The sequence below is a fragment of the Aquimarina spongiae genome, assembly GCF_900141785.1.
GTDB classification, from domain to species: Bacteria; Bacteroidota; Bacteroidia; order Flavobacteriales; family Flavobacteriaceae; genus Aquimarina; species Aquimarina spongiae.
In genome coordinates this window covers 22,571-46,573 of the sequence record NZ_FQYP01000012.1, presented here as the reverse complement: position 1 = coordinate 46,573, position 24,003 = coordinate 22,571, and the positions used below count along the sequence as shown (strand labels likewise).

Genomic DNA, 24,003 nt, shown 5'->3' with positions numbered 1-24,003 from the left:
AAAACAAACAACCTACAAAATACGCTCTTGATAGTGACACATCTGATGTGAAATTTCTAAAATCTATTGAAGCAAGGTTTAAATTAACCAACGATTCCTTTAAAATCACACGACTTATCTCATGGATTAAAAATACTGCCCGATGCCAAAAACAAAACCATTGGTAGCATCCTCTGTAACTCCATACCCATAATCGATTCTAAAAGTGGCATTAAAGATTCTTTTATGTATAAATCGTAGACCTACTCCAGGATACAATCGAAAGTTTTGAGAATCCCCAAAATCTCCAAAATCTCCACCAGGATTTCGCCAACTTCCCCCATCGATAAACATATTACTTTGCAGTACAAACCAATCTTTTTCGTACAACGTATGCCTGTATTCTGTATTTAATACAATTACACCGGTTCCTCGGTCAATGGTATTTCCTACACCTCGAATATTTAAGTTATTATCTACTGCAAAAGGAGCAAATGGAGAATCATCATTAGACGCCAGACCTAGGCGAAGTCTCGAGGCCCAGTTTCCTTTTTTTCCTATACGAGCATGATATAAAAAGTCATTCCACCAAATGATGAAATCAGGGAGCACATTTTGTGTACTAATTACATATTGCGCATTAAACGTACTTTTAAAACCTGAAACATATTGATAATCATAATCCAAATTATCATACTCATAAATAAGCTTGAACAAGAGCTTATTCACATCAAAATCCTGAGGAATCCCTTCTGCAGTTACTCCTCTTTTGTACTCATAATCTTCATTAAAGTAATTTACCCCGAGTTCTATTCTATTCTGAAAGTTGAACTGATAGAGACCTAATAATTCATATGAAGTATTGTTATACTTATAATCTGCAGTTCCATTCTCTAAAAAAACAGGTTCTTCGGTAGTGAGGTTACTATAATTTAAAGCCAATCCAAATTTCTTACTAAACAAAAATGGAGCTCTTAAATTGATCCCATAAGAACTATAAATATCATATTGATACAATCCCCCCAAGGTAATATTACGGCCTAATAGATTAAATTCGTACAATCCCAATCTGAAGGCAAACTCGTCGTCATTAGTAGTGTAAAGATTAGCAGAAGGGATGATCGTAAAGTTTTCTTCAACTCCATAAACTACTTGATATCCTTCTTCTTTTTGATGCACCTGATAATAGGCATGCGCGATAGAAGGTAATCTTTTTAATCGTTTGATATCTTCTTCAATAAGCAGCGAATCCAATGTAGCTCCTTTTTTTATAGAGCTTAATTTGAGTAGTGCCGAAGTCTTGGTCTTTTTATTCCCTTGAATAACAATTTCTGAGATGGTATTCTCCTGGGCTTGACCAAAAAAGCAATACAATAGGGTAAGTAAGACAAGAATTAGTCTTTTTCGCATTTAGTTCGATTTGTATGAAGCAATTTTTATCACAAATGTAAGTCTTATTACACTCTAAATCAAAAATATTGGCCAATCCCAAAGGTAATTCCGTTGGTAGCATCATCACCAATACCATAACCATAATCCAATCTAAAAACAGCATTAAAAATACGTTTGTGGATCAAACGTATTCCTAAACCAGGGTAAAATCGCAAGGTGCTGCCATCTACTAATTCTACCAGATCTCCTCCTGGATTACGCCATGTTCCTGTATCAATAAAAACATTACTCTGTATCACGAACCAGCCTTTTTCGTAAAAAGTGTGGCGATATTCTGTATTCAAAACAATGGCTGCAGTACCCCTATCGATAGTGTTACCTGCGCCACGAATATTTAATTGGTTATCTACAGCAAAAGGAGCAAAAGGAGTATCATCATTTGATGCATAAGCCAGTCGTAGTCGACTTGCCCAGTTACCCAGTTTTCCGACTTTTTTGAAATATTCAAAATCATTTCTTCCGATAAAAAAGTCGTTGAGTAATCCTTCGCCGCCAGTTACGAAACGTACATCTAACAGGCTCCTAAAACCAGACACATACTGATAATCGATATCAATATCATTATACTCGTATTCTCCTCTATATGTGATTTTATCTGCCGTAAGCCGAGTTGGAGTTCCCAAAGGCAGATCACCTTCCAGAAAATCATATTCTTCGCTGGCGATGTTAATCCCTACTTCTGCTCTATTGTGAAAATTAAATTCGTATAACAGATTTGCTTCAAAAGTCTTGGTATCAAAACGGTAATTTACAGTATTGTCATTTTCGAAGAAAACAGGCTCTTGAGAGACCAGGTTTTTGTAATTGATTCCAAATCCAAACTTATTGGTAAAAAGATAAGGAGCCTCCCAATATCCCCCATAAGAATCGAAGACATCTCGTTGATAAAACCCTCCTAAAATCTGATTTCTTCCTAATAAATTAAATTCGAAAAGCGAAACCCGAAACGCAAACTCATCATTGTTATCGGTAGCAATATTGATCCCAGGAATTATGGTGAAGTTTTCTTCAATAGTATAGGTAATCACATAATCAGATCCTTCTTTTTGCAGCTCTGACTCAGCATTGGCGACTCCCGGAAGTCTTTTTAGACGTTCTATATCGGTAGCTACACGTAACGAATCATAGGCAGCACCCGGTTTTACCTTAACTAATTTTCTTATAAAAGATTCCTTGGTTCTTTTTAATCCATTAATGCGTAATTCTGCAACTACCGCATCTTGAGAAAAAGCACAACAAGTCATCAAGAAAATCAGAGAAATTAGGATCTTCTTCATAGCAATTTTTTTGTACTGCTATAGACGAATGAGTATGGCTTAGCTTACAAGATTATGGGATAAATCAAGGCTGAAATTGCCTTTGAAGCAAAAGATTGACCCAATTATCCTCGCTCACCCCCATCAATGTATATCCGTAATCCTCTCCTACCTCTAAAGTAGGTGGAGTATCTCTGGTAATATTAAGGACAACATTATCTAATTTGTAGTATTGAAATTGCCTTTCGAAAGTATATGTACCTGATAATAGTTCGTCATTACGATCAGAAACAACTTGAAAATATATCTTGTTATCATCAAAAAACCCATCATTCCAACTAAATATTGGCATTCCTGCAACACCAGTATCGACAGTTACCTGATCACTAAATTCTGTAGGTTTTGTAAGATGTTTCAGCCGAATGGGATTAGAAATATGTAGTACTCCATTTTCGAAAAAGGTAATAATCACCCATTTTTCATTGTCTGAAATTCTATTGAATTTTTTGAGATATCCATTAAAAAAATCAGTAGGAGTTATAGCTACGCTGCGGTAGGCAGTAAAATCATTTTTATCCACATCTAAAGAAGAAGTTTCAAAATATCTGATATCTGTAGCTCCAGGTCTGGGATAGAGATAGGTAATGGTTTCATTTTGTTGGTCTGGAGATGAGCTGGCACAAGCAATCACGTTATCAATTTCTATAGTATTGACAGCTACCAGAGCAGCCAATGTATTGTCTGCAACCTGATCATCATCACTTTTACACGAAAAGAAAAAGATGATTACCAAACCTATACTATATGATAGATATCTATTCAATTTTATATAAAGATCTAATTAATGCTTCTGCGGGTTTATTCTGAATGGTAAAACGATTATTATTATTCCCACCAACATCATCATGATTGTGATACCATTTCCATAAAAACCCTCCGGCAAACCATTTTTCTTGCCAGAATTCTTCGTGCAATGCTGATAATGCATTGTTTTGCGCTTCAAGGTTAGTTTGTTCCTGATTTCTACTCGAGTCCCAAGGTTCTTTGCCTGTATAATGGATACTTCGATATCCAAATTCTGTAAACAAAACAGGCTTTTTTATTTTATCCTTTAAAGCTACAATCTTTGCTTTATGTCTTTGCCAACCCGACTTTAGTTCTTCTATACTTGGTGTATGACTATCTGAGACAGGAAAGTATGCATCTATCCCGATATAATCCAACTGGCTCCAAAAAGGAGCTTTTTCAAACTGATCCCAGTTCTCGGCATAGGTCAACTCACCCTTATAAATACCTCTGATTTCTTTGATTAAATCGTTCCAATACTTTGGTCTGGTTTGCACGAACGTATGCAGCTCGGTACCGATACATAGAATTGGTACTTGCATTTCCTGAGCTAAATTGGCGTACAAAAGAATAAAGTCCTTGTATGATTTCTCTAATTGTTTCCATTGTTCTTCAGATTTCATGTTAATATCACCAGTAAACTCGCCTCTCCAAACCCAGATTTGTGGCTTTAACATCACCTTTATACCTCGGGCGTTAAGTAGTTCTATGGTTTTTTTGGCACCATCCCTACGCTCTCCCCACCATTGTCTGTCGATATTAAATACTACAGTTGGTGTTTCAAGATTTCTAAGAAACCCAAAGGGCATCACAGCAGCCCAATTGGCATTAAGTTGTACCACGGGATCGATAGTTTCAGGACCTATCTCTTGTGGAGAGCCAACAAAACTAATCCCATTAATCTTGTTTTGCTGACCCGAACATCCACTAACAATGATTGTAAAAAGCAGTAAAAAAACCTTTTTCATTCGTTTTTTTACTGCTGAAAATACAATTTTATTAGAATACGGCTCTTAAACCTATATTAAAAGTTTCACCCAATCCAGTGTTTCTTCCATCTACAAAATTGGTATATAATGCCTCTATGTTTAATTCGTTCGTAAGCTGATACTTTGCTCCACCTCCTAGTGCTGTAAAGCTTTGATCAAAATCATTCCCCAAATCCACTAATTCTGAATGTTGAGCTAAAGCCAACACCGTAAATTTTGAGCTTGGGAAGTAACTAAAAAATACTCCCGGAGTTAAACGCAAACTGTTGTTTGCAAAACTGTCTTCTTCTTTTCCGAAGTTCAATTCAGAATTGAGCTCAGTAAATAATTGGAACTTATTTCCTGGAAACGTATAATCATAGAAGAAACGATTTTGCCAGATAAATCCATTTTGATCAAGAAATACTCCGTTTTCCGTTTCGTTATCCACTAATGGGATAAAAAATGAGCTTTGGATCGAGAAGTTATTCACGTTTTTAAGGGGGACAAACTTCACCGAAGGAGCAAAAGATGTAAACCCAGATCTAGCTGTGTTACTTTCTCCATCAAATTGAAAAACCTCTAGTGCATCTCTGTCTGCTACTACATTTGATCTAAACTCAAGGATAACTCCCAAATTCCATCGCTTGTTATTCCCAACACCAGTATATGCCTCTACCGTCGAAGTAAAGAATGTTTGTCTGGGTTCGTCACCATCTGTAAAGGTACTTTCTGTTTGCGTATATAGGTTATTGAACCATTTAATATCGTATTGACCTTTACCTATTAATTTTGAAGGTGTTAATGTTTGAATTACCGAACCTCCCTGATCATCTTCGTCTTGTGCAAACCCTACAGTGATCGCGAACAAAAGTAAAAAAGTGGTTACGATGTTTTTAGTTGATTTCATTTTTTGAGTATTTATCATATTACTAAAACACACAGGGCATATCACTCCCTAATTTTAACAACATGTAGTTAATTATTATGATTATTTATTTGATTGCATTTAAATTCCAGTTGTACGGGTAGTAAGAGATCTTAGCTTTGGTAGGAATCTTTTCTTTTCTGAATTGATTTACATAATCAATTTCTGACCCGTTATGGGTAAAATCTTCTTTGTACCACTCAAAGATTTGAGACAACTGTACTTTGTTTCCTTTTACTTTGATAAACCTTGGGTTATTAAGTGCTTTGGTCGTTTGACGTTGTAATTGTTTATCTAAAGATTCAGGGGTATATGCTTCAGAAATAATTGGGGGACATCCTAAACCGGCACATACCAGAGAAAAATGAAACCTAGCTTCTTTTGGAAAATTCTTACGAAGGATCTTATTCTCCAAATCATTAAGCGTGGTTTGCTTACCTCCTAGATTGTAGGTGGTTTTATCAAAAAACCCTTTAATGTTCAAAGGTGATTTTACTGGATATTTATTCGTTACTCCTTTTATCACTGCCAAGTTATACGCATTAATATAAAAGGCTTGAAATGTTTTAGGCTCACTTTTCGAAACTCGAATTTTTGCGGCCTGATCGATCAATTCATTTAATGAAGAGGGGTCTTTCTTGATCTCTGTATAGTTTACTTTACCGTTAACCACATAGGTTTTAAAAAATGCGTCCGCCTTTTTGAAAAACTCCGACGTACTTTGAGAAAACCCTAATTGGGAGATCAACAATATTGCGATAATGATTACTTTTTTCATGAGTATTTTTTTTGTCGATTCATCCTTTATAATGAAGATAAATCCTAATTTTCTACAATTCTTGATTACCTTGGCAACGGTCTATCAGTCGCACCCAAAATGTGCTGCTTACAAATAAATTTTGATTTTGTTCAATTTGTTTTCTACATCCAGAAACAAAGTGAACCATGTTCGATTTAGTTCTCGTTCCTTACAAACCCAGTTGTTTTTAGACTGATTCTAAATTATTTGAAGCTCTTAAGTTCTTATATTTATGTACGACTTACTTTGGGAAGTTTTCACTTCTCATTAAAAATTGACAATCAACAACTATCACTTATGGAACACATCGTTATTATCGGAAATGGTATTTCGGGGGTCACTGCTGCTCGGCATATTCGAAAAATGTCTGACAAAAGAATCACCATTATTTCTGCCGAAACAGATTACTTCTTTTCCAGAACAGCGTTGATGTATGTATATATGGGGCATATGAAGTTTGAACATACACAACCCTATGAAAATTGGTTCTGGGAAAAGAACAATATCGAACTTAAACAAGGTTTTGTATCTCAAGTAAAGCATGAATCCAACGAATTAGTCTTTAATTCTGGAGAGACCATGAGCTACGACAAGCTTATTATCGCAGCAGGATCAAAACCCAATAAGTTTGGATGGCCAGGTCAGGATTTGGATGGTGTTATGGGAATGTATCACAAACAGGATCTGGAGAATCTAGAGAATTATGCTCCGGATAATAAAACATGTAAAAGAGCTGTAGTAGTAGGTGGTGGATTGATCGGAATCGAATTAGCCGAAATGTTACATTCCAGAAGTATTCCAGTTACTTTTTTGGTAAGAGAAGATAGTTTCTGGAATGGTGTATTACCTGCTGGAGAAAGCGCAATGATCAATAGACATATTCTAAATCATCATATTGATTTACGATTAGGAGTTAACCTAAAAGAAATTTTGGCCGACGAAAATGGTAAAGCCAGAGCGGTCGTCGTACAAGAAACCGGAGAAGTAATTGATTGTGATGTTGTTGGATTAACTGCCGGAGTATCTCCAAATATTGATTTCTTAAAAGAATCTGGGATAGAATTAGGCCGTGGAATCAAAGTAAATCGGTTTTTAGAAACCAATATCCCTAATATCTATGCTATTGGAGACTGTGCCGAACAACACGAATCCATTGGAATGCGAAGACCTATTGAAGCCGTTTGGTATACTGGACGTATGATGGGCGAAACTGTAGCACAAACAATCTGCGGAAATCGAATTGAATACAAACCTGGACATTGGTTTAATAGTGCAAAATTTATGGATATTGAATATCAAACCTATGGTTGGGTATTTGGTAGACCACAAGAATACGAACAACAATTTCATTGGAAACATGAAGACGACACCAAATGTATCACTGTATCCTTCCATAAGGACACCAAAGAATTTTTGGGGATCAACACCTTTGGGATACGAATGAGACACGAGGTTTTTGATCGTTGGCTGACCGAAAAAAGAGATGTGGATTATGTTATGACAAATCTGGCTGAAGCTAATTTTGATCCGGAATTCTACAAAAAACATGAATCCCAAATTCTTTCGGCTTATAACAGTCATCAATTTCAAACCGCTTAATCTTCAAAAAATCAAAACAACAAAAGTCTTTTGACTAAAAAATATTAGAAATGAGTAATAAATTAAATCATAGTATGTCTCTTGCTAGCCCAGATGCAAAGGGAATTACAACCAAACAAAAAGTAGCCCTAGCTATTGGCTTTGTAGGAATGTTTATCATGATACTGGCTCTTGTCAACACCAATTTCCCTAACAAAGGAATCTTCTTAACTGCTGCTTTGGGCTTGATTACCCTGGGTACGGTTTTATTTGCCAACAATGCTTATCTCACTAAGCTTGAAGGAATCAAAAATGACGGTGTTTGGTTCAAGTCGATGTCTTCTAGAGGAGTATTAGGATGGCTTACAGGAGTAGTACTTACCGCATTTTATATCGTCTTGTACTTTTATCCAGAATTATTGGGGATGGGCACAAACGGAGAAGCCAATACAGGATTGATTTCACTTTTTGATCCCCTGAGTAATTTATTAAGTGGTAGACCAGCAAGCCAGTGGTTCGTGTATGGAACCTTATACACTATAGCTATTCTTGCTTTTGGATATAAATTCATTCTGAAATACAGACATAATAGATACCAACAGTTGCGAACTGTTTCTGTAATGTTTTTTCAATTAGGTTTTGCCTTTTTGATACCCGAATTTATGTATGTTATGAATTCAGATGTGCCTTACTATGACCTTAAGAATATGTGGCCATTGAATTATTATAACTTTGATCAATACAGAATAGATGCCTTTATCAAGACTGAAACTATTGGTCTTAGTCTTTTAGCACTTGGTATATTATCCATTTTTGTAATTTCTCCATTTCTTACCTATAAATACGGGAAAAGATGGTATTGTTCATGGGTTTGTGGTTGTGGCGGATTGGCCGAAACTGCAGGAGATGCGTTCAGACAATTATCCAGCAAAAAAGTAAGTGCATGGAAATTAGAAAGATGGTTAATTCATACCGTACTTGTTTTTTCTGTCGTAATGACTACCGCCGTTGTGTATACCTATTTAGGATATGATCCCAAAAAATATTGGCTAACAAAAGATGTATTCTTGATTAGCGTTGCCGTTTTCTTGACCCTTGTTTTTGCCGGAGTTTTATTATTTAAAAGAAAAGAATTAGGTAAAGATGCCAGATATGGTGCAATAGGGTATTTTGCAGTGATCATTGCTCTTGTAGTGATGCATTTTTCCGGGACTACAAACGAAGTATTTTTAATCAAGGCTGGAACGATGAGATCTGCTTATGGTTTATATATCGGTTCCATATTCTCTGGAGTGATCGGTACAGGATTTTATCCCATACTAGGTAATCGTGCCTGGTGTAGATTTGGTTGTCCTATGGCGGCAATTCTAGGATTTCAACAACGATTATTTTCAAAATTCAGAATTACTACAAATGGAGGACAATGTATTTCTTGCGGAAACTGTTCTACCTATTGTGAGATGGGAATTGATGTACGATCTTATGCTCAAAAAGGTGAGAATATTGTACGATCTAGTTGTGTAGGTTGTGGAATTTGCTCTGCAGTATGTCCAAGAGGAGTACTGAAATTAGAGAATGACAAGCTAGAAGGTAGAATCAATCCTACAGAAGTTTTATTAGGTAATGATGTGGATTTGATGAATTACGTAAACAATAAATAAGCATACATACTGGAATACTTTCTTCATACAAATGCCACATCCAAAAATTAGGTGTGGCATTTTTAATTCATTAACTTTAAAAAAAATGTTAGTATCCCGATTAGCTTTCGTCTAATGCAGTGTTGTTAACTAATACATCATGATTCATAAATCACTACTTCTCATCTTAGCTGTTGTATTTTCTGGCCTCACTGCGTTTTCGCAAAAAGAATATCATTACGATTATTACGCAGATGGTACAGTAAAAGCCGAAGGTTGGTTAAACGATGGAGTTAAAGTAGATTTTTGGCATTTTTACTATCCCAATGGTATTGTTTCTAAAGAAGGACACTTTAAGAATAACAAGAAACATGGCTATTGGTATTATTATTCTAAAACCAAAGAATTAGTAAAAGAAGGGCATTTTATTGATGACAAAGCCGAGAAATGGTGGATTATTTACGATATTGCAGCCGGAATAACGCGAAAATACCAATATAAAAACAATAAAAAAGAAGGATATTGTCTACTGTATAGAAACAGCAAACTTTTCAAAGCAGAACGTTATGTAAATGATATTAAAACCGGTGAGTGGACCGACGTTTTCAGCTTTAAAAGAGACAACCCCAACGCTTCATTATAATGCCACCAATCATAAAAGTAATCATACCAGCTTTTAACGAAGAAGATTCTATTGCTCATGTTATTAAAGAAATTCCTGACATTGTTCAGGAGGTGATCGTAGTGAGTAATAATTCTACAGATAATACCGAAAGTGTGGCAGAAAATGCTGGAGCCACAGTACTGAAAGAACCTCAAAAAGGATATGGTTTTGCTTGCTTGAAAGGGATGGAGCATATCGCAGCGCAAGAAGTTAAACCCGAAATAGTGGTGTTTTTGGATGGTGATTACAGCGATTATCCCGAAGAACTTACAAAAATTGTCAACCCCATAATAGAAAAGGATATAGACCTTGTGATCGGTGCCAGAGTAAAAAATCTGCGAGAATCTGGTTCTATGACTTTTCCGCAAATATTCGGTAATTGGTTAGCAACCAGTTTAATGAAACTTTTTTTTAATGCAAAATTTACCGATCTTGGTCCTTTTAGAGCTATTAAGTACGACAAACTTCTTGACTTAGAAATGGTAGATAAAACCTATGGCTGGACCGTAGAAATGCAACTAAAAGCATTAAAAAAGCACTATAGTTATACCGAAATCCCAGTTCGCTATAAAAAGAGAATTGGTGTCTCAAAAGTTTCAGGAACCATAAAAGGTGCTATATTTGCAGGCGTTAAGATTTTAAGTTGGATTTTTAAATATAGCTTTTCATAATGGATATTGCTATCATTATAACGTATACATTGGCCCTACTCATTATTTTTATGTATAGTTTGGCACAACTGAATCTGCTTTCTAATTATTTAAAAGCACGAAAGCAACCTGATAATGCTCCCACTTTTGATTTTTCCAATCCAGAAGAAATCCCTCATGTTACTGTACAGTTACCTGTTTTTAACGAATTGTACGTGATGGATCGTTTACTGGATAATATCGCAGAGTTAGAATACCCAAAAGACAAACTAGAAATTCAGGTACTTGATGATTCTACAGATGAATCTGTGGTTTCTACAGCTGCTCATATCGAAAAACTTCAGAAAACAGGATTAGATATAAAGCATATCCGAAGAGAAGATCGATCTGGATTTAAAGCCGGAGCCTTGAAAGAAGGACTTAAAATTGCCAAAGGAGAGTTTATTGCCATATTTGATGCCGATTTTTTACCCGGTAAGAAATGGTTATTACAAACTATTCCTTACTTCAAAGATGAGAATATTGGAGTGGTACAAACTCGATGGGGACATATTAATCGAGATTATTCGATGTTGACCAAAATTCAGGCATTTGCTCTGGATTTCCACTTTACTATGGAGCAGGTGGGAAGAAATTATAAAGATCATTTTATCAATTTTAATGGTACTGCAGGAGTTTGGAGAAAGAAATGTATAGAAGATGCTGGAAACTGGCAAGGAGATACACTTACCGAAGATCTTGACCTTAGTTACCGCGCACAGTTGAAGAAATGGAAATTTAAATACTTGGAGGAAGTAGAAACCCCTGCAGAATTACCGGTAGTGATAAGCGCTGCGCGTTCGCAACAATTTAGATGGAATAAGGGTGCTGCAGAAAACTTCCAAAAATTATACTGGAAACTACTTAAAGACAAGTCAGTTCCTTTCAAAACAAAGTTTCATAGCTTTTTCCACTTACTAAATAGTAGCATGTTTTTGTTAGTATTATTGGTAGCTGTTTTAAGTGTACCAGTGATGTATATCAAGAACAGCAACCCGATGTTTAGCTGGTATTTTAATGTGATCGCCTTCTTTGCACTGAGTACTGTAATCTTTTTCTTTTGTTATTGGTTCACTTTCAAAAAAATACACGGAAAAGGATTCTGGAATTTTATGGAATACATCAAAATGTTTTTTACTTTTTTCTCTATTGCAATGGGATTCTCTGTTCACAATTCGATGGCAGTACTTGAAGGTCATTTTGGAAAGAAAAGTGAATTCGTACGTACTCCAAAGTTCAATGTAAAATCATTAAAGGACTCCTGGAAAGGAAATAAATATATCAACAAAAATATTTCAGGGAATACGATTATAGAAGCCCTGCTGATGGCTTATTTTGGCTTTGCATTGTATAGTGCATTCGAATTACAGGATTTTGGTCTGTTTTTATTCCACATCATGTTATTCCTTGGTTTTGGTTTTGTATTCTTTAAGTCGGTAACCTCTAAGCTATAATGTTACAACAATGGAAATACCATAAGTTTTCCATACTTCTTGTTGTACTGGGATTATTATTCTATTGGAGTTTTGCCTACCAACTGGTTCGTACTGATTTTGTAAAAATGATTTTCCTTTGGGGAGGCTTGTTTGTTATATACTATAAGCTCATCCAGGAAAACACTACTCAATGGAGATTTCTTGCCATTGCTGCCCTACTTTTTCGATTGGTGTTTTTGTTTGCTATCCCTAATCTATCGCAAGATTTTTATCGTTTTATCTGGGACGGAAGAATGTTATTAGAAGGATACAATCCATACCTATCCTTACCCGAAGTTTGGATTGCCCAAGGCAATGCTCCTATCGATCAGGCTGCAGAGCTCTATACAGGTATGGGAACACTAAATGGAAGTCATTTCACCAATTATCCCCCCATTAGCCAATTAGGCTATTTGATTGCTGCAATTTTTGCCAATAAAAGTATTCTAGGATCTGCTATGGTATTTAGAATACTACTTATTTTGGCTGATGTCGGCACCTTTTTCCTTGGAAAAAAGCTGTTAGCATCACTCAAAATACCAACACATCATATATTCTGGTATATCTTAAATCCATTTATCATCATCGAACTTACCGGAAACCTTCATTTTGAAGCCATTATGGTATTTTTCTTAGTTTGGGCTTTATACCTTTTACACAAAGGATATTGGTATTGGGCTGGAGTCATTTTTGCATTTTCTATTTCGGTAAAGTTAATCCCTATGCTTTTCTTGCCAATATTCTTTCAGAAGTTTGTTTTAACGCAAAAAGAGAATCAAAAATCAAAACCTCTTCAGGGGCTATTGAGATTAACAGGGTTTTACGTTATAGTTTTAACAACAGTAGTCTTGACTTTTGTTCCGTTTTTGTCTGAAGCTTTTGTACAAAACTTTACCAAAACCATTAGTCTTTGGTTTCAGAATTTTGAATTTAATGCCAGTATTTACTTTATCATACGCTGGATTGGTTATCAAATTGTAGGTTGGAACGTGATAGAAACTGCTGGTAAAATCCTTCCTTTGGTAACTATAAGTATTCTTTTGATCCTCACATTTTTCAGAAAAAACAAATCCACACCACAAATGATAACGGCAATGGTGCTCGGTATTTGTGCATATTACTTTTTATCGACCACAGTACATCCATGGTATTTGGCCGTACCATTAGCATTATGCGTATTTACCAAGTATAGATTTCCTGTGATATGGTCTTTTACCATTGTATTTAGCTATACGGCTTATATTCATCCTGATTTTAAAGAAAACCTATGGATGGTCGCTTTAGAATATCTAATTGTTTTTGGATTTTTAATCTGGGAAATTTATAAGATGCGAGGAAACAAAACTCATGAGGTACTTACAACATCTTCAGATTGATCACTTCTTGTTCGGTTAGTTTTCTCCAATGACCGCGAGGCAAGTCTTTCTTTGTCAGGCCACCAAAAATTACTCTATCCAATTTGATCACATCATATCTGAAATGCTCAAAAAGTTTGTGTATGATATTGTTTTTTGTAGAGCTCAATTGGATTCCTATTTCTTTTTTTGAAGCGCCTTCGATATAAGAGATTTCTTCAACTTCGATATAGCCCTCGTCTAGCTTCACACCATTTTGGATCTTCTCGATGTCTTCGAACTTAAGATTTCTATCCAACTCTACATGAAAAATCTTTCGCACATCGGTATTATGATGCGTTAGTTTTTTCTCCAGGTCAACATCATTGGTAAATAACAACAAACCTGTAGTATTGCGTTCTAATCTCCCCACGGGCTTAAGCTTAACTCTTGAAGCGTTTGCCACAAGCTCCATGACCGTTTTATTTTTCTCTGGACTTGTTGTGGTGATAAAACCCTTTGGCTTGTTCAATAAAATATATTCTTTCTTCTCGGGAGTGATGAGACGACCATCAAACTTGACCTCATCGGTAAGCTTTACCTTATATCCCATCTCGGTCACTGGTTTTCCATTTACCCACACACTTCCTGTTTGGATATACAGATCTGCTTCTCTTCTGGAACATACTCCAGAATTAGCTACAAATTTATTGAGTCGAATCTCATCAGATTCTTGTTTTACCACATTCTTTGGTTTCCTTTCAGGCGCACCACTTTTTGAAGATGGTCTTCTTTTTGAATTACCCCCAAATTTCCCTCTGTTATTTCCTTTGCCAAAATTACCTCCTCGACTCATGTATTTATTTTTGTGCAAAGATAGTTCTTTAGAAACAAGGAAAACAACTATTCTTCATCAATCCACACTGTGCTTTGTCGTTCGCGATTTACACTTAGCTGCGTCACGTCTGGTCTTGAGTAATGCCCTACCGGGTCAAAGTTTTGTCTTTCCTGCAATACTCTGTTAAAATCGAGTGTTTCTATCAATAAGCCTTCTGTGTGTAATACAGGCTCCATCGCCCATTCACCATCTGGTCCGGCAATACAAGATCCTCCGTTTCCTAAAATTTCCGGAGCGTTCTTCAGAATTTCATTAAGATGCGGGGTGTTTTTCGGGAAATCATCTTTTCGCATCAAGCTTGACACGGATATAACATAAGATCGGGATTCTCTCGCAATAAAGCGCGTAATGTCTTTGGTATTATAATCACTCCCTGGCCAAACAGCAATATGCAGATTCTCTCCCTGACCATATAAAGCTGTTCTAGGTAAAGGCATCCAGTTTTCCCAACAATTCAACCCTCCAACAGTAAATGCTTTAAGAGGGTGTACTCTTAGGCCATTTCCGTCTCCTGGAGCCCACGTTAATCGCTCTTCGTAGGTAGGCTGTAACTTTCTGTGCACCGATTTGATTTCTCCCTGTTGATTAATATAAACTAAGGAAGCATACAAACTATGACCTCCTCTATCCAAAGGACGTTCTATGATCCCCAGATAGACCGCTAAATTATGTTCTTTGGCAATGGTACAAACGGTATCCAGATCTCCCTGTTCAATTACAACAGCGTTTTGAGCATAGTGTGCATGTATTTCTTTCTGTACGGCACTATCAAATTGAGCCCCATCGGTGAGAGAAACCCAAAAAGGATACCCTGGTAATAAAGCTTCTCCAAAAATGATTAATTCGGCTTTTTGAGCTGCAGCCTCTCGCATCGAGTTTTCAATTTTTTGTAGGGTCCCTTCTTTGTTTAACCACACTGGTGCTATTTGCGCCAAAGCGACTTTTAGTAATTGATTTTCCATTAACTAGTTTTAGCTTTTTTTATTAAACTTTGATCAAAAATCTACTGATCCTTTCTTCATGCATCATTAGAGAAATCCTAAGATTTCATTAACAATAAATTAACATGTAAAAAACTGATTTATAGTGGTTTAAATTCATTTTTAAGAAATTCAAAAAAAGTATTTCTTAACATTAAGGAAACATTAGAAAGGTCTGAAAAACGAAAAATTCGCATCGTTTTGAATCCTTTACTAAGAATACAGCAACACTAAAATCTATTCTACTATTAACCTCGAAAAGTAAACATATAAAAAGTATGTTTTAATCAAAGTTTAATTTACGTTAAAACACACACATTTTAACTTAAACGTAATCCTAATGACACGTTCTAATAAACTACAAACCTCAAAAAAAATATACGCTCGATCTAAATTTGTCCTGTAAAACAAAAACAACAATATTTATTTAATAATCTCAAATCTTAAAACCCAAAAACAATGAAAAAGTTAGCCGTAGTAGTATTAGCAATTGTATTAGGAACAAGTTCATTATTTGCTTCTAATGAGAACCCTACTAAAAATGCTGAAAAAGATCTAAGAAATCAAATAGCAGTATTATTAGAGAGACCAGAAATCAAAGTAGAAAAACAAGAACTAACAGCTGATATCGAATTTGTTTTGAATAACAAAGGAGAAATCGTAGTACTTTCTGTAGATGCAGAAAAAGAAATCATTGAAGATTACGTAAAAGCAAGATTAAACTATAAGAAAGTGGATCTTGAAAATGTAAAAATCGGAAACAAGTTATTCCAATTAACTTTAAAAATCGTAAAGCCACAAGCGTAGTTTTCGATCAATAAAGAACAAGAAGAATTAAGCAGCTGTGGTTTTTTACTACAGCTGTTTTATTTTACCAGAGAATTCGATCCAAAATCATATTAACATCGATAAGAACAATACTAAAAGTACCAGCTACAATAATTAATTTCAGGATATTGTGTAACCAAACATAGTGCGTTCTCCCTTTTGATATCCAAAGCGCAAGTAGCAAAATAAAAAGAAGTGCCACACACAGATAAAAATACAAATACATATACCCAATCTCATATCTGGTTAACAAGAGGTAGATAGGCCCACAAGAAATTAAAATAAGGACACTTATGATTCGTTTTGAAGTCAATTCTCCATAGGCTACAGGAATAGTTTTATAATTTTGTGCCATATCTCCTTTCAAGTTCCCCAAATCCTTTATCATTTCTCTAATCATGAGCATCAAAAACAAAAAGGTAGCATGTACAAAAATGACCTCATCAAAGTTTCTGTAATAGATAAAAACCGCAAAAAACGGAATGATAGCAAGGATAGATGCCACTGTATTCCCAACAATTGGAAATTTCTTTAGTTTATGTGAATAGAACCAAATTGCAAAAATGTAAAGCGAAAAGAAAGCCACCGCCCTAAAAGACACATAGCTTGCCAATACTACTGACAAAAAATTTAAAAGAAAATACCCAGTAAGTTTAGTCTGCTGGCTTACCAAACGATCAAGCATCGTCTTTTGGGGTCTATTGATGAGATCTTTTTCTTTGTCGTAGAAATTATTAATGATATATCCTCCTGCAATTACTCCAGCAGACGCTAATACAATCACAAAAAGATTAGGGTCAAAAACAACATTTCTCAGCTTGATATGAGGAGCCAGAATAAAAATAGAGGTAAGATACTGAGCAATGATGATGATTAGAATGTTATAACCACGCACCACAGAAAACAAACTCAATAGTTTTAAAAAAAAGAGTTTATTTCTCCTACTCAACAACATGAGTTAATCTCTAAAAGTTGTAAACCACTTCTAACTTGTAGTCTTTAAGTGAAGCTTGAGCCTTTTCAAAATCCTGAGTAAAACCTAAGATGTAACCACCACCACCAGAACCACAAAGTTTAAGGTAGTAATCGTTGGTCTCAATTCCATTTTTCCATAGCGTATGGAACTGTTTTGGAATCATTGGTTTGAAATTATCCAAAACTACATGTGAAAGTTGCTTGATGTTAGAAAACAAAGATTTTACGTCTCCTTTAAGAAAATCATCAACACAAGCATCAGTATACTTCACAAATTGATCCTTAAGCATGTTTCTGAAACCTTCTTGCTTCATGTTTTCCATAAAAATACTGACCATTGGTGCAGTTTCACCAACAATACCGCTATCTAACAAGAAAACTGCTCCTTTTTTGTGCTCTGTACTCTGAGAAGGAATCCCTGCAGGCTCAATATTATCTTTGGAATGTATTAAAATTGGTAAGCTTAAGTAACTATTTAACGGATCTAATCCAGAACTGCTGCCGTGAAAGAACGACTCCATCAATCCAAAAATCTCTTTCAGCTTTAATAGCTTATCTCTGGTTAAATTCTCAAGAACTGTGATTTTATCTTCAGCATATTTGTCATAGATCGCAGCTACCAATGCTCCGCTACTCCCAACTCCGTAACCTTGAGGTATACTGCTGTCAAAATGCATCCCGGCATCGATATCTTCTTGAAGCTTTTGCAAGTCAAACTTGACCACACCTTGCTCCTGAATCTCTGCTAAGTATTTTGCAAAATTTCTAAGGTTCTGGTTAGAATCTTTGGCTTCCTGATCCAAATCATCAGCAACTTTTAAGGCGCCTTTGAAAAAATTATAAGGTATAGAAAGTCCTTTGGAGTCTTTAATAATTCCGTATTCTCCAAACAATAATATCTTAGAATAAAATAGTGGTCCTTTCATTAGTTCTGGGTATATCTATATCTTATATGTCGCCTTACTAGGATAAAGTTACAATATTTTTGCTCCCCATCCTACTTTATCGCAAATATACTGCCCATTCTGGCAATACGCAACTAACTCGCTAGTAATGAATTCTAAAACCTGTTCTTTTTCCGAATTTGGGTATAAAACATGAACATTTGCACCTGCATCCAAAGTAAAACATATCTTGGATCCGGCTTTTTTACGATATGCCCAAATTTTCTCAATTACCGACAGCGTATTAGGTTTCATCAAAATGAAGTAGGGCAATGAAGTCATCATCATAGCGTGTAGCGTCAAGGCTTCACTCTCGACAATCTGAATAAAAGCATCAAGGTCCCCAGAGGTCAATACCTCTTTTAATTTTGTTATGTTTTCTGTAGCCTGTTCAAATCTCTTGGACGCAAAAGGGTGTCCATGCATCAAATCATGACCTACAGTGCTACTTACTTGTTTTTCGCCTTTGTCTATCAACAAAATCGTATCCTGATAGTTTTCAAAATGTTGGTGTATTGGATACGGAAATTTGACCGCAAAGGCATCACTACTTCCAGTTATCTCCTGGTGCTTCCCCCAAACTGTCATAGGTCCCTCTATACTGCGACAGGCACTCCCAGACCCTAATCGTGCCAAAAATGATGCTTTTTGCAAACATTCTTCATTGGTCATTTCAGGATGTATCATCTGCTCTAACTGCATGACGCAGAATGCTAATGCACTCATACCACTTGCCGAAGAAGCTATCCCACTACTATGTGGAAATGTATTACTGGTTTCAATAGTAAAAGTGTATTTTTTTAAAAAAGGAACATATTTTTCGATACGTTCGAAGAACTTCTTAATTTTCGGGCGGAATTCAGGTTTGGGTTCTCCTTCAAAAAGTAAGGTGAAATTAAAATCCTCTGAAATTAGATCTTGAAGCACATATTTAAGTGAAGTTGTTGTCTTACATGCATCCAGTGTAAAACTGATCGATGCATTTTCGGGCAACTGCACTGGACGTTTACCCCAATATTTGATTAATGCAATATTACTGGGAGAAGAGCAGCTTATTATTCCTTCTTTTGGTAAATTTGCACCAACAGAAGAAGTAAATTCAAGATAATCGTTCATGGGATAAAATTTAAGCAAATATAAGTGCTGTATAGGACTTAAAAGTATAAGTAGTTAAAATAAATTGCTATTTTAGTATTGCACTAACTCATTTTAATGAAAATAAAGTTATTTCGTATTGGTATTGCCGTAGTATTATGCCTTTTAATAGGTTTTTTAAGTAGTATTGCTACTAAGACATCTATCGATACGTGGTATCAAACACTTAATAAGCCTTCATTTACCCCACCAAACTGGCTTTTTGGGCCAGTATGGGCGATCTTATATATTATGATGGGTGTTGCAGCAGGAATTGTATGGAGCAAAGGTTTTTATCATAAATGGGTAAAAATTGCGTTATATCATTTTGGGTTTCAGTTATTACTGAATGCTGCATGGTCCATTTTTTTCTTTGGATTGCAAAACCCATTAATTGCATTACTGGATATTATTGCCCTTTTTATCCTGTTATTTTTTACCATTAGATGGTTTAAAGTTGTAAACAAAACTGCCGCTTACCTACTTATCCCTTATATTGCCTGGGTTGCTTTTGCGACTGCATTAAATTTTGGCATATGGCGATTAAATTAAATGAAGAATAAGGAATAAGTTTTTGTATGAGCAAAAAAGCAATAGTCTTACAGACTACTCTAGAATTAATTACTAAACAAGGGATTAATGCAACCTCTCTTTCACAAATTATTAAAGAATCTGGCGTTGCAAACGGAACAGTATATCATCATTTTAAGAATAAAGAAGAAATTATAACAGAGTTATATCTAATGCTTACTCAGGATTTTGGTACCGTAGTTATGAGAAATGTACCCGAAGACGATTTAAAAAAGCAATTTACCGTGATGTGGCTCAATTTATTTTATTATTTCATCAATAACCCTTTGGCGTTTATATTTTCCGAACAAATTGCCCGTTCTCCAGAGATCCCACAATCTCTTAAAGACAGGGCACGTGATTACTACAATGAAATTCAGGAGTATTTTAAGAAAGGGATTAAAAAGAAAATCTTCAAGGCATACAATACCCTTGTTATGGAAGAATTATTCTTTGGAAATGTAGTGTCTCTAGTGAAAATACACGAAAACGAGCAGTTAAAACTTCAGGAAAAACATATTAATCAGGCGATAGAAATCTCGTGGAGAGGTTTTTTGAAAGATTCGACGATTATCAATTAAATAAAAAACCCGCGTTTTGCGGGTTTTATTTATATCATTCTTGATGCTAATTAAACACAATGTTCACGCAGGAATCTTTATACAGATTTTTTAAGACAAATTCCACGGCTTTTCTGGAATTTTCTGCTCTGCCAATATTCCCTCCTTTGAAGGTAAGTTTGCCGGTATCTCTGCTCCAATAAAATTCTTTATTATCAGATTTGATAATTCTCTTGTTATCCTTGGTGGTTACCTGAAATGCATCAAATTCCTGACTGTATTCTAACCCTGTAGGAAAATATACTTCGGTGACAAACTTGGTAGTACCTTTACCATACAAGTAGCAAACGCATTCTCCTATATCTTTGGCTTCAGAAACACGAACCATATTATTTTGTACGATTTTCCATCCTCCATTGGCTCGAATGGCAACCATATCCATCAACATTGTTCCTTTTTCTGCCAACCGCTTATCGATAAAAGATTCGAAATTAACTACTGCAGAAATGGTTCCTGCTCGTTCCTTTTGGGTTTTAAATACTACTTTATCCAGAGTCAACCTGAACTTGTAGTTATTATCATCAATAATATCATCTAATTGGGACGATATATCCTTCTTACTATAGTTTTTCCTTACCAATGCGCCTGATAAGTTTACATATACGGTATTTCCACTATATTTCTCATCAAACAGCTCTAATACATCCATTTTATTGGTTCCTTGTGTAAGGGCATTCATCTTATTGATATACTCAGATAGCAATTTTTCAATCGGTTGCCCATTATTGGCCCAGATAGCCGATCCATCAAAAACAAAAAGAAGAACAAGGAAAAGGGTAATTTTTTTCATAGTTAACGAGGTATTGGTTAAACTCCTTTAATTTACGAAAAAAAGCTCAGAATAGCTAGTTAACACCCTATTAAAACCTATAACAAATTACTTAATTCCAACAATTTAACCACAGTTTTCAAATTACGAGTAGTAGCGCTACAGTTTAGTTTTTTTTCGAAAAAATTGTTACTCAGTTTTGTTTTCCCGTAGCCATTACCCGCATAGAAGTATATCACCTCGTCTCTAATTTCAATTTTCTCTTTTTCGTGCGAAGCTGCTGAAATTTCATGAATTCGAGATCTATCTGGAAGACTGTCTAAAAACGTAAACAGCATTTTTTTCTCGTCCAGTTCTTCGTTCTCTAATTGTGTAAAAAAAGGATTAGCATGATAAATCGATAGCAGCACATCGGCAGACAATACCAAAACAGGAACATCAAAATCAAATGTATCTTTAATTCCCTTTTTGATTGTTTCGGCAATGATATGTTGATCTGCTATTTCACTTTCAAAAACGACATTCCCACTCTGTATATAGGTAGTCACATTACTAAATTTCAATTTCTCAAACATGGATTTTAGATCGACCATCTTTATTTTCTTATGGCCACCTACATTGATTCCTCTTAATAGCGCTATGTACTTTTGCATCTTGGTTATGGTATATCTAATTTTTATTCTGTCATAATCTCCAGACCGAAAGATACTTGTATTACGAATTTATAGCTTGCGCGGCAATAAAAGCACCAGTCCAAGCATTCTGAAAATTAAATCCTCCGGTAATAGCATCAATATTCAGCACCTCTCCAGCAAAATATAAGTTTTTATGTTTTTTACTTTCGTAAGTCTTGAAATTAACCTCTTTCAAATCTATTCCTCCCGCAGTTACAAACTCTTCTTTAAAGGTACTTTTTCCCTTTATGGTGAAAATACCTGCGGTTAACTCTCTGGCAAGTGCCTGAAGTTGATTTTTATTCACGTCTGCCCATTTTTGATACGATTGAATTTGGGCTGCTGTAACCAGGCTTTGCCAGAGTCTTTTCGGCAACTCAAACTGTGTATATTTTGAAACCTGTTGCTTAGCCATTTTTGTTTTAAAAATCTTCAGTTCTTCAAGGGTTTCATCAAAAGTGTAGTATTCCCTCCAATTTACCTTGATTTCGAAATTGTAATTTAGGGCATGTAGTTCTGCAGCTCCCCAGGCCGACAATTTCAAAATGGCGGGACCACTCATCCCCCAATGCGTAATCAATAATGGGCCTTCACTAGATAATTTGGAGTTCTGAATCTTTACAGATGCTTGAGTAACCACACCCATCAGCTCCTTAATCCTCGAGTCTTTGCAGTTAAAGGTAAACAGCGACGGAACCGGATCAACAATGTAATGACCCAAATCTTTAAGCATTTTCCATATCTTGGGGTTGCTACCTGTGGCAATCATCAATTTCTTGGCTTCAAAATCACTTGTATTCGTAGTTATCCTCCAATAATCATCCTTTGGTTGAATTTTTTTTACCGCTTGATTGGTTAACACCTCTATATTCAATCTTTTGGTTTCTCCCAAAAAGCAATTGATGATAGTTTCTGAAGAATCTGTAACCGGAAACATTCTACCATCTTCTTCTATCTTCAACTCAACACCTCTTTGTTCAAACCATTCGATAGTATCTCCTGTCATAAAGGTATGGAAAGGTCCTTTTAATTCTTTTTCTCCTCTGGGGTAGTTTTTTACCAGTTCGTTAGGAATGAATTCGGCATGAGTAACATTACATCGCCCACCTCCAGAAACTCGTACTTTCGACAATACTTCTTTTCCTCGTTCCAGAATAGCAATTTTCAATTTTGGATTGTGTTCTGCAGCATTGATCGCGGTAAAAAAACCCGCGGCGCCACCACCCACAATAATCAAATCATAGTTCATAGTGCAAAATTCGGAAAATCTGTGATCACTCCATCAACATTCCACGATTTTGATTTACGAATCAACGATATATCGTTTACTGTCCATACAAATACCTTAAAACCCTCGTCTTTTGCCAATATAACTTCTTCTTCGGTAAGGTTCCGAATTGATGGATGGACAGAAAAGGCTTCTAATTCTTTTGCAACCGGTAGAGCAATCGCAATACTTTCTTCAGTGAGCACACCTATTCGGTATTTTGAAGTAACTGCTCTAAGTTGTCTTAACTGTTCATGATCAAAACTAGATAAGATAAAATCAGCGTTTTGCCAACTTGAATTTGGAATATACTCTTCCAATAACTGCAAAGTAGGTAACGCTGTGTGTTTCCCTTTCAACTCAATATTTAATTCACATCTGCCATCAATGAGCGCTAGCACTTCCTGCAAGGTCGGAATCAAAAAACCCTCTTCGGTACTGAATTGTCGTAATTCTTGTAGTGTAAAATCAGAAACCTCTCCTTTGCCATTGGTGGTTCTTTCCAAAGTTTCATCATGAATCACGACTAACTCTCCAGAACGGCACTGATGGATATCAATCTCGATACCATCTACTTTGAAACGCAAGGCTTCTTTTACTGATTCCAGCGTATTTTCTGCTACCAATCCGGCAGCTCCTCGATGACCAAATATTTTCATATCCATTTTCGAAAAAAAATCCTCAGTTTCAGAATTTGAAACTCTCCTGCTGTACTATTGCCTTGTAGATGAATTAT

The 24,003-nt window shown here is 35.7% G+C and carries 24 protein-coding genes; 9 read left to right on the top strand and 15 right to left on the bottom strand.

The window, feature by feature from the left end; all coding sequences use genetic code 11:
- Window positions 1-126 precede the first annotated feature (126 nt).
- The 6 genes from BUE24_RS21800 to BUE24_RS21775 all read right to left on the bottom strand — a co-directional run bounded on the left by BUE24_RS21800 (window position 127) and on the right by BUE24_RS21775 (window position 6,207).
- Window positions 127-1,389, bottom strand: coding sequence for a POTRA domain-containing protein (locus BUE24_RS21800; RefSeq protein WP_073321277.1), 1,263 nt, complete (start codon window positions 1,387-1,389; stop codon window positions 127-129).
- 59 nt (window positions 1,390-1,448) lie between these two features.
- Window positions 1,449-2,708, bottom strand: a complete 1,260-nt coding sequence (locus BUE24_RS21795) for a POTRA domain-containing protein (RefSeq protein WP_073321274.1) — start codon at window positions 2,706-2,708, stop codon at window positions 1,449-1,451.
- Between the two features lie 64 nt (window positions 2,709-2,772).
- Window positions 2,773-3,510 (bottom strand): hypothetical protein, encoded by a 738-nt coding sequence (locus BUE24_RS21790; protein WP_244548195.1) that lies wholly within the window; start codon window positions 3,508-3,510, stop codon window positions 2,773-2,775.
- On the bottom strand, window positions 3,503-4,501 hold the full coding sequence (locus tag BUE24_RS21785) for a glycoside hydrolase family 113 (RefSeq protein ID WP_073321269.1): 999 nt from the start codon (window positions 4,499-4,501) through the stop codon (window positions 3,503-3,505). Before BUE24_RS21785 ends, BUE24_RS21790 begins: the two co-directional genes overlap by 8 nt.
- A gap of 31 nt (window positions 4,502-4,532) precedes the next feature.
- On the bottom strand, window positions 4,533-5,411 hold the full coding sequence (locus tag BUE24_RS21780; RefSeq protein ID WP_073321266.1) for a hypothetical protein: 879 nt from the start codon (window positions 5,409-5,411) through the stop codon (window positions 4,533-4,535).
- Window positions 5,412-5,496: 85 nt separating this feature from the next.
- Window positions 5,497-6,207 (bottom strand): DUF547 domain-containing protein, encoded by a 711-nt coding sequence (locus tag BUE24_RS21775; protein ID WP_073321263.1) that lies wholly within the window; start codon window positions 6,205-6,207, stop codon window positions 5,497-5,499.
- 318 nt (window positions 6,208-6,525) lie between these two features.
- Here BUE24_RS21775 and BUE24_RS21770 point away from each other — a divergent pair, with 318 nt between their 5' ends.
- From BUE24_RS21770 to BUE24_RS21745, 6 genes are all read left to right on the top strand, one after another.
- Window positions 6,526-7,827: an NAD(P)/FAD-dependent oxidoreductase gene (locus tag BUE24_RS21770; protein ID WP_073321260.1), complete on the top strand. Its 1,302-nt coding sequence runs from the start codon at window positions 6,526-6,528 to the stop codon at window positions 7,825-7,827.
- Between the two features lie 50 nt (window positions 7,828-7,877).
- Window positions 7,878-9,467, top strand: coding sequence for a 4Fe-4S binding protein (locus tag BUE24_RS21765; RefSeq protein ID WP_073321257.1), 1,590 nt, complete (start codon window positions 7,878-7,880; stop codon window positions 9,465-9,467).
- Window positions 9,468-9,606: 139 nt separating this feature from the next.
- Window positions 9,607-10,089 (top strand): toxin-antitoxin system YwqK family antitoxin, encoded by a 483-nt coding sequence (locus BUE24_RS21760; protein WP_073321254.1) that lies wholly within the window; start codon window positions 9,607-9,609, stop codon window positions 10,087-10,089.
- On the top strand, window positions 10,089-10,781 hold the full coding sequence (locus BUE24_RS21755; RefSeq protein WP_073321252.1) for a glycosyltransferase family 2 protein: 693 nt from the start codon (window positions 10,089-10,091) through the stop codon (window positions 10,779-10,781). The genes BUE24_RS21760 and BUE24_RS21755 overlap by 1 nt, the downstream gene beginning before the upstream one ends.
- The gene (locus BUE24_RS21750; protein WP_073321248.1) at window positions 10,781-12,253 is read left to right on the top strand and encodes a cellulose synthase family protein; all 1,473 of its coding nucleotides are present in this window, start codon (window positions 10,781-10,783) and stop codon (window positions 12,251-12,253) included. Before BUE24_RS21755 ends, BUE24_RS21750 begins: the two co-directional genes overlap by 1 nt.
- Entirely contained in the window at window positions 12,253-13,650 is a 1,398-nt protein-coding gene (locus BUE24_RS21745; RefSeq protein WP_073321245.1) for an MptA/MptB family glycosyltransferase, read from the top strand. The genes BUE24_RS21750 and BUE24_RS21745 overlap by 1 nt, the downstream gene beginning before the upstream one ends.
- Here the strand turns inward: BUE24_RS21745 and BUE24_RS21740 are convergent.
- Together BUE24_RS21740 and BUE24_RS21735 are read right to left on the bottom strand one after the other, a co-directional pair.
- Entirely contained in the window at window positions 13,631-14,464 is an 834-nt protein-coding gene (locus BUE24_RS21740; protein ID WP_073321241.1) for a pseudouridine synthase, read from the bottom strand. The two genes, BUE24_RS21745 and BUE24_RS21740, sit on opposite strands and share 20 nt — an antisense overlap.
- A 47-nt stretch (window positions 14,465-14,511) precedes the next feature.
- The gene (locus BUE24_RS21735) at window positions 14,512-15,468 is read right to left on the bottom strand and encodes a carbon-nitrogen hydrolase family protein (RefSeq protein ID WP_073321238.1); all 957 of its coding nucleotides are present in this window, start codon (window positions 15,466-15,468) and stop codon (window positions 14,512-14,514) included.
- Window positions 15,469-15,945: 477 nt separating this feature from the next.
- On the opposite strand from BUE24_RS21735, the gene BUE24_RS21730 reads away from it, so the two are divergent.
- Window positions 15,946-16,293, top strand: a complete 348-nt coding sequence (locus BUE24_RS21730; protein WP_073321235.1) for a hypothetical protein — start codon at window positions 15,946-15,948, stop codon at window positions 16,291-16,293.
- A 64-nt stretch (window positions 16,294-16,357) separates the two neighbouring features.
- Here the strand turns inward: BUE24_RS21730 and BUE24_RS21725 are convergent, their stop codons facing one another.
- The 3 genes from BUE24_RS21725 to BUE24_RS21715 are packed head-to-tail and all read right to left on the bottom strand — an operon-like array spanning window position 16,358 to window position 19,349.
- The gene (locus BUE24_RS21725; RefSeq protein ID WP_073321411.1) at window positions 16,358-17,266 is read right to left on the bottom strand and encodes a geranylgeranylglycerol-phosphate geranylgeranyltransferase; all 909 of its coding nucleotides are present in this window, start codon (window positions 17,264-17,266) and stop codon (window positions 16,358-16,360) included.
- A gap of 13 nt (window positions 17,267-17,279) precedes the next feature.
- Entirely contained in the window at window positions 17,280-18,215 is a 936-nt protein-coding gene (locus BUE24_RS21720) for a mevalonate kinase family protein (RefSeq protein WP_073321232.1), read from the bottom strand.
- A gap of 48 nt (window positions 18,216-18,263) precedes the next feature.
- On the bottom strand, window positions 18,264-19,349 hold the full coding sequence (locus tag BUE24_RS21715) for a diphosphomevalonate decarboxylase (protein ID WP_073321230.1): 1,086 nt from the start codon (window positions 19,347-19,349) through the stop codon (window positions 18,264-18,266).
- 96 nt (window positions 19,350-19,445) lie between these two features.
- On the opposite strand from BUE24_RS21715, the gene BUE24_RS21710 reads away from it, so the two are divergent.
- Together BUE24_RS21710 and BUE24_RS21705 are read left to right on the top strand one after the other, a co-directional pair.
- Entirely contained in the window at window positions 19,446-19,919 is a 474-nt protein-coding gene (locus tag BUE24_RS21710) for a TspO/MBR family protein (RefSeq protein ID WP_073321227.1), read from the top strand.
- A 26-nt stretch (window positions 19,920-19,945) separates the two neighbouring features.
- Window positions 19,946-20,518, top strand: a complete 573-nt coding sequence (locus BUE24_RS21705; protein ID WP_073321225.1) for a TetR/AcrR family transcriptional regulator — start codon at window positions 19,946-19,948, stop codon at window positions 20,516-20,518.
- A gap of 46 nt (window positions 20,519-20,564) precedes the next feature.
- On the opposite strand, the gene BUE24_RS21700 is transcribed toward BUE24_RS21705, so the two are convergent.
- The 4 genes from BUE24_RS21700 to BUE24_RS21685 form a co-directional block, all read right to left on the bottom strand.
- Window positions 20,565-21,347, bottom strand: coding sequence for a hypothetical protein (locus tag BUE24_RS21700; protein ID WP_073321222.1), 783 nt, complete (start codon window positions 21,345-21,347; stop codon window positions 20,565-20,567).
- Between the two features lie 77 nt (window positions 21,348-21,424).
- Window positions 21,425-21,979 (bottom strand): DUF1697 domain-containing protein, encoded by a 555-nt coding sequence (locus tag BUE24_RS21695; protein WP_073321219.1) that lies wholly within the window; start codon window positions 21,977-21,979, stop codon window positions 21,425-21,427.
- A 61-nt stretch (window positions 21,980-22,040) separates the two neighbouring features.
- Complete coding sequence (locus BUE24_RS21690; protein WP_073321215.1) at window positions 22,041-23,249, bottom strand: BaiN/RdsA family NAD(P)/FAD-dependent oxidoreductase; 1,209 nt, start codon at window positions 23,247-23,249, stop codon at window positions 22,041-22,043.
- Entirely contained in the window at window positions 23,246-23,926 is a 681-nt protein-coding gene (locus BUE24_RS21685) for a glycerophosphodiester phosphodiesterase (RefSeq protein WP_073321408.1), read from the bottom strand. The genes BUE24_RS21690 and BUE24_RS21685 overlap by 4 nt, the downstream gene beginning before the upstream one ends.
- Window positions 23,927-24,003: the final 77 nt, after the last annotated feature.

Coding starts and splice junctions, on each gene's coding strand:
- BUE24_RS21800 (WP_073321277.1), bottom strand. CDS start 1,389: ATGCGAAAAAGACTAATTCTTGTCTTACTTACCCTATTGTATTGCTTT.
- BUE24_RS21795 (WP_073321274.1), bottom strand. CDS start 2,708: ATGAAGAAGATCCTAATTTCTCTGATTTTCTTGATGACTTGTTGTGCT.
- BUE24_RS21785 (WP_073321269.1), bottom strand. CDS start 4,501: ATGAAAAAGGTTTTTTTACTGCTTTTTACAATCATTGTTAGTGGATGT.
- BUE24_RS21780 (WP_073321266.1), bottom strand. CDS start 5,411: ATGAAATCAACTAAAAACATCGTAACCACTTTTTTACTTTTGTTCGCG.
- BUE24_RS21775 (WP_073321263.1), bottom strand. CDS start 6,207: ATGAAAAAAGTAATCATTATCGCAATATTGTTGATCTCCCAATTAGGG.
- BUE24_RS21770 (WP_073321260.1), top strand. CDS start 6,526: ATGGAACACATCGTTATTATCGGAAATGGTATTTCGGGGGTCACTGCT.
- BUE24_RS21765 (WP_073321257.1), top strand. CDS start 7,878: ATGAGTAATAAATTAAATCATAGTATGTCTCTTGCTAGCCCAGATGCA.
- BUE24_RS21760 (WP_073321254.1), top strand. CDS start 9,607: ATGATTCATAAATCACTACTTCTCATCTTAGCTGTTGTATTTTCTGGC.
- BUE24_RS21755 (WP_073321252.1), top strand. CDS start 10,089: ATGCCACCAATCATAAAAGTAATCATACCAGCTTTTAACGAAGAAGAT.
- BUE24_RS21750 (WP_073321248.1), top strand. CDS start 10,781: ATGGATATTGCTATCATTATAACGTATACATTGGCCCTACTCATTATT.
- BUE24_RS21745 (WP_073321245.1), top strand. CDS start 12,253: ATGTTACAACAATGGAAATACCATAAGTTTTCCATACTTCTTGTTGTA.
- BUE24_RS21740 (WP_073321241.1), bottom strand. CDS start 14,464: ATGAGTCGAGGAGGTAATTTTGGCAAAGGAAATAACAGAGGGAAATTT.
- BUE24_RS21735 (WP_073321238.1), bottom strand. CDS start 15,468: ATGGAAAATCAATTACTAAAAGTCGCTTTGGCGCAAATAGCACCAGTG.
- BUE24_RS21730 (WP_073321235.1), top strand. CDS start 15,946: ATGAAAAAGTTAGCCGTAGTAGTATTAGCAATTGTATTAGGAACAAGT.
- BUE24_RS21720 (WP_073321232.1), bottom strand. CDS start 18,215: ATGAAAGGACCACTATTTTATTCTAAGATATTATTGTTTGGAGAATAC.
- BUE24_RS21715 (WP_073321230.1), bottom strand. CDS start 19,349: ATGAACGATTATCTTGAATTTACTTCTTCTGTTGGTGCAAATTTACCA.
- BUE24_RS21710 (WP_073321227.1), top strand. CDS start 19,446: ATGAAAATAAAGTTATTTCGTATTGGTATTGCCGTAGTATTATGCCTT.
- BUE24_RS21705 (WP_073321225.1), top strand. CDS start 19,946: ATGAGCAAAAAAGCAATAGTCTTACAGACTACTCTAGAATTAATTACT.
- BUE24_RS21700 (WP_073321222.1), bottom strand. CDS start 21,347: ATGAAAAAAATTACCCTTTTCCTTGTTCTTCTTTTTGTTTTTGATGGA.
- BUE24_RS21695 (WP_073321219.1), bottom strand. CDS start 21,979: ATGCAAAAGTACATAGCGCTATTAAGAGGAATCAATGTAGGTGGCCAT.
- BUE24_RS21690 (WP_073321215.1), bottom strand. CDS start 23,249: ATGAACTATGATTTGATTATTGTGGGTGGTGGCGCCGCGGGTTTTTTT.
- BUE24_RS21685 (WP_073321408.1), bottom strand. CDS start 23,926: ATGAAAATATTTGGTCATCGAGGAGCTGCCGGATTGGTAGCAGAAAAT.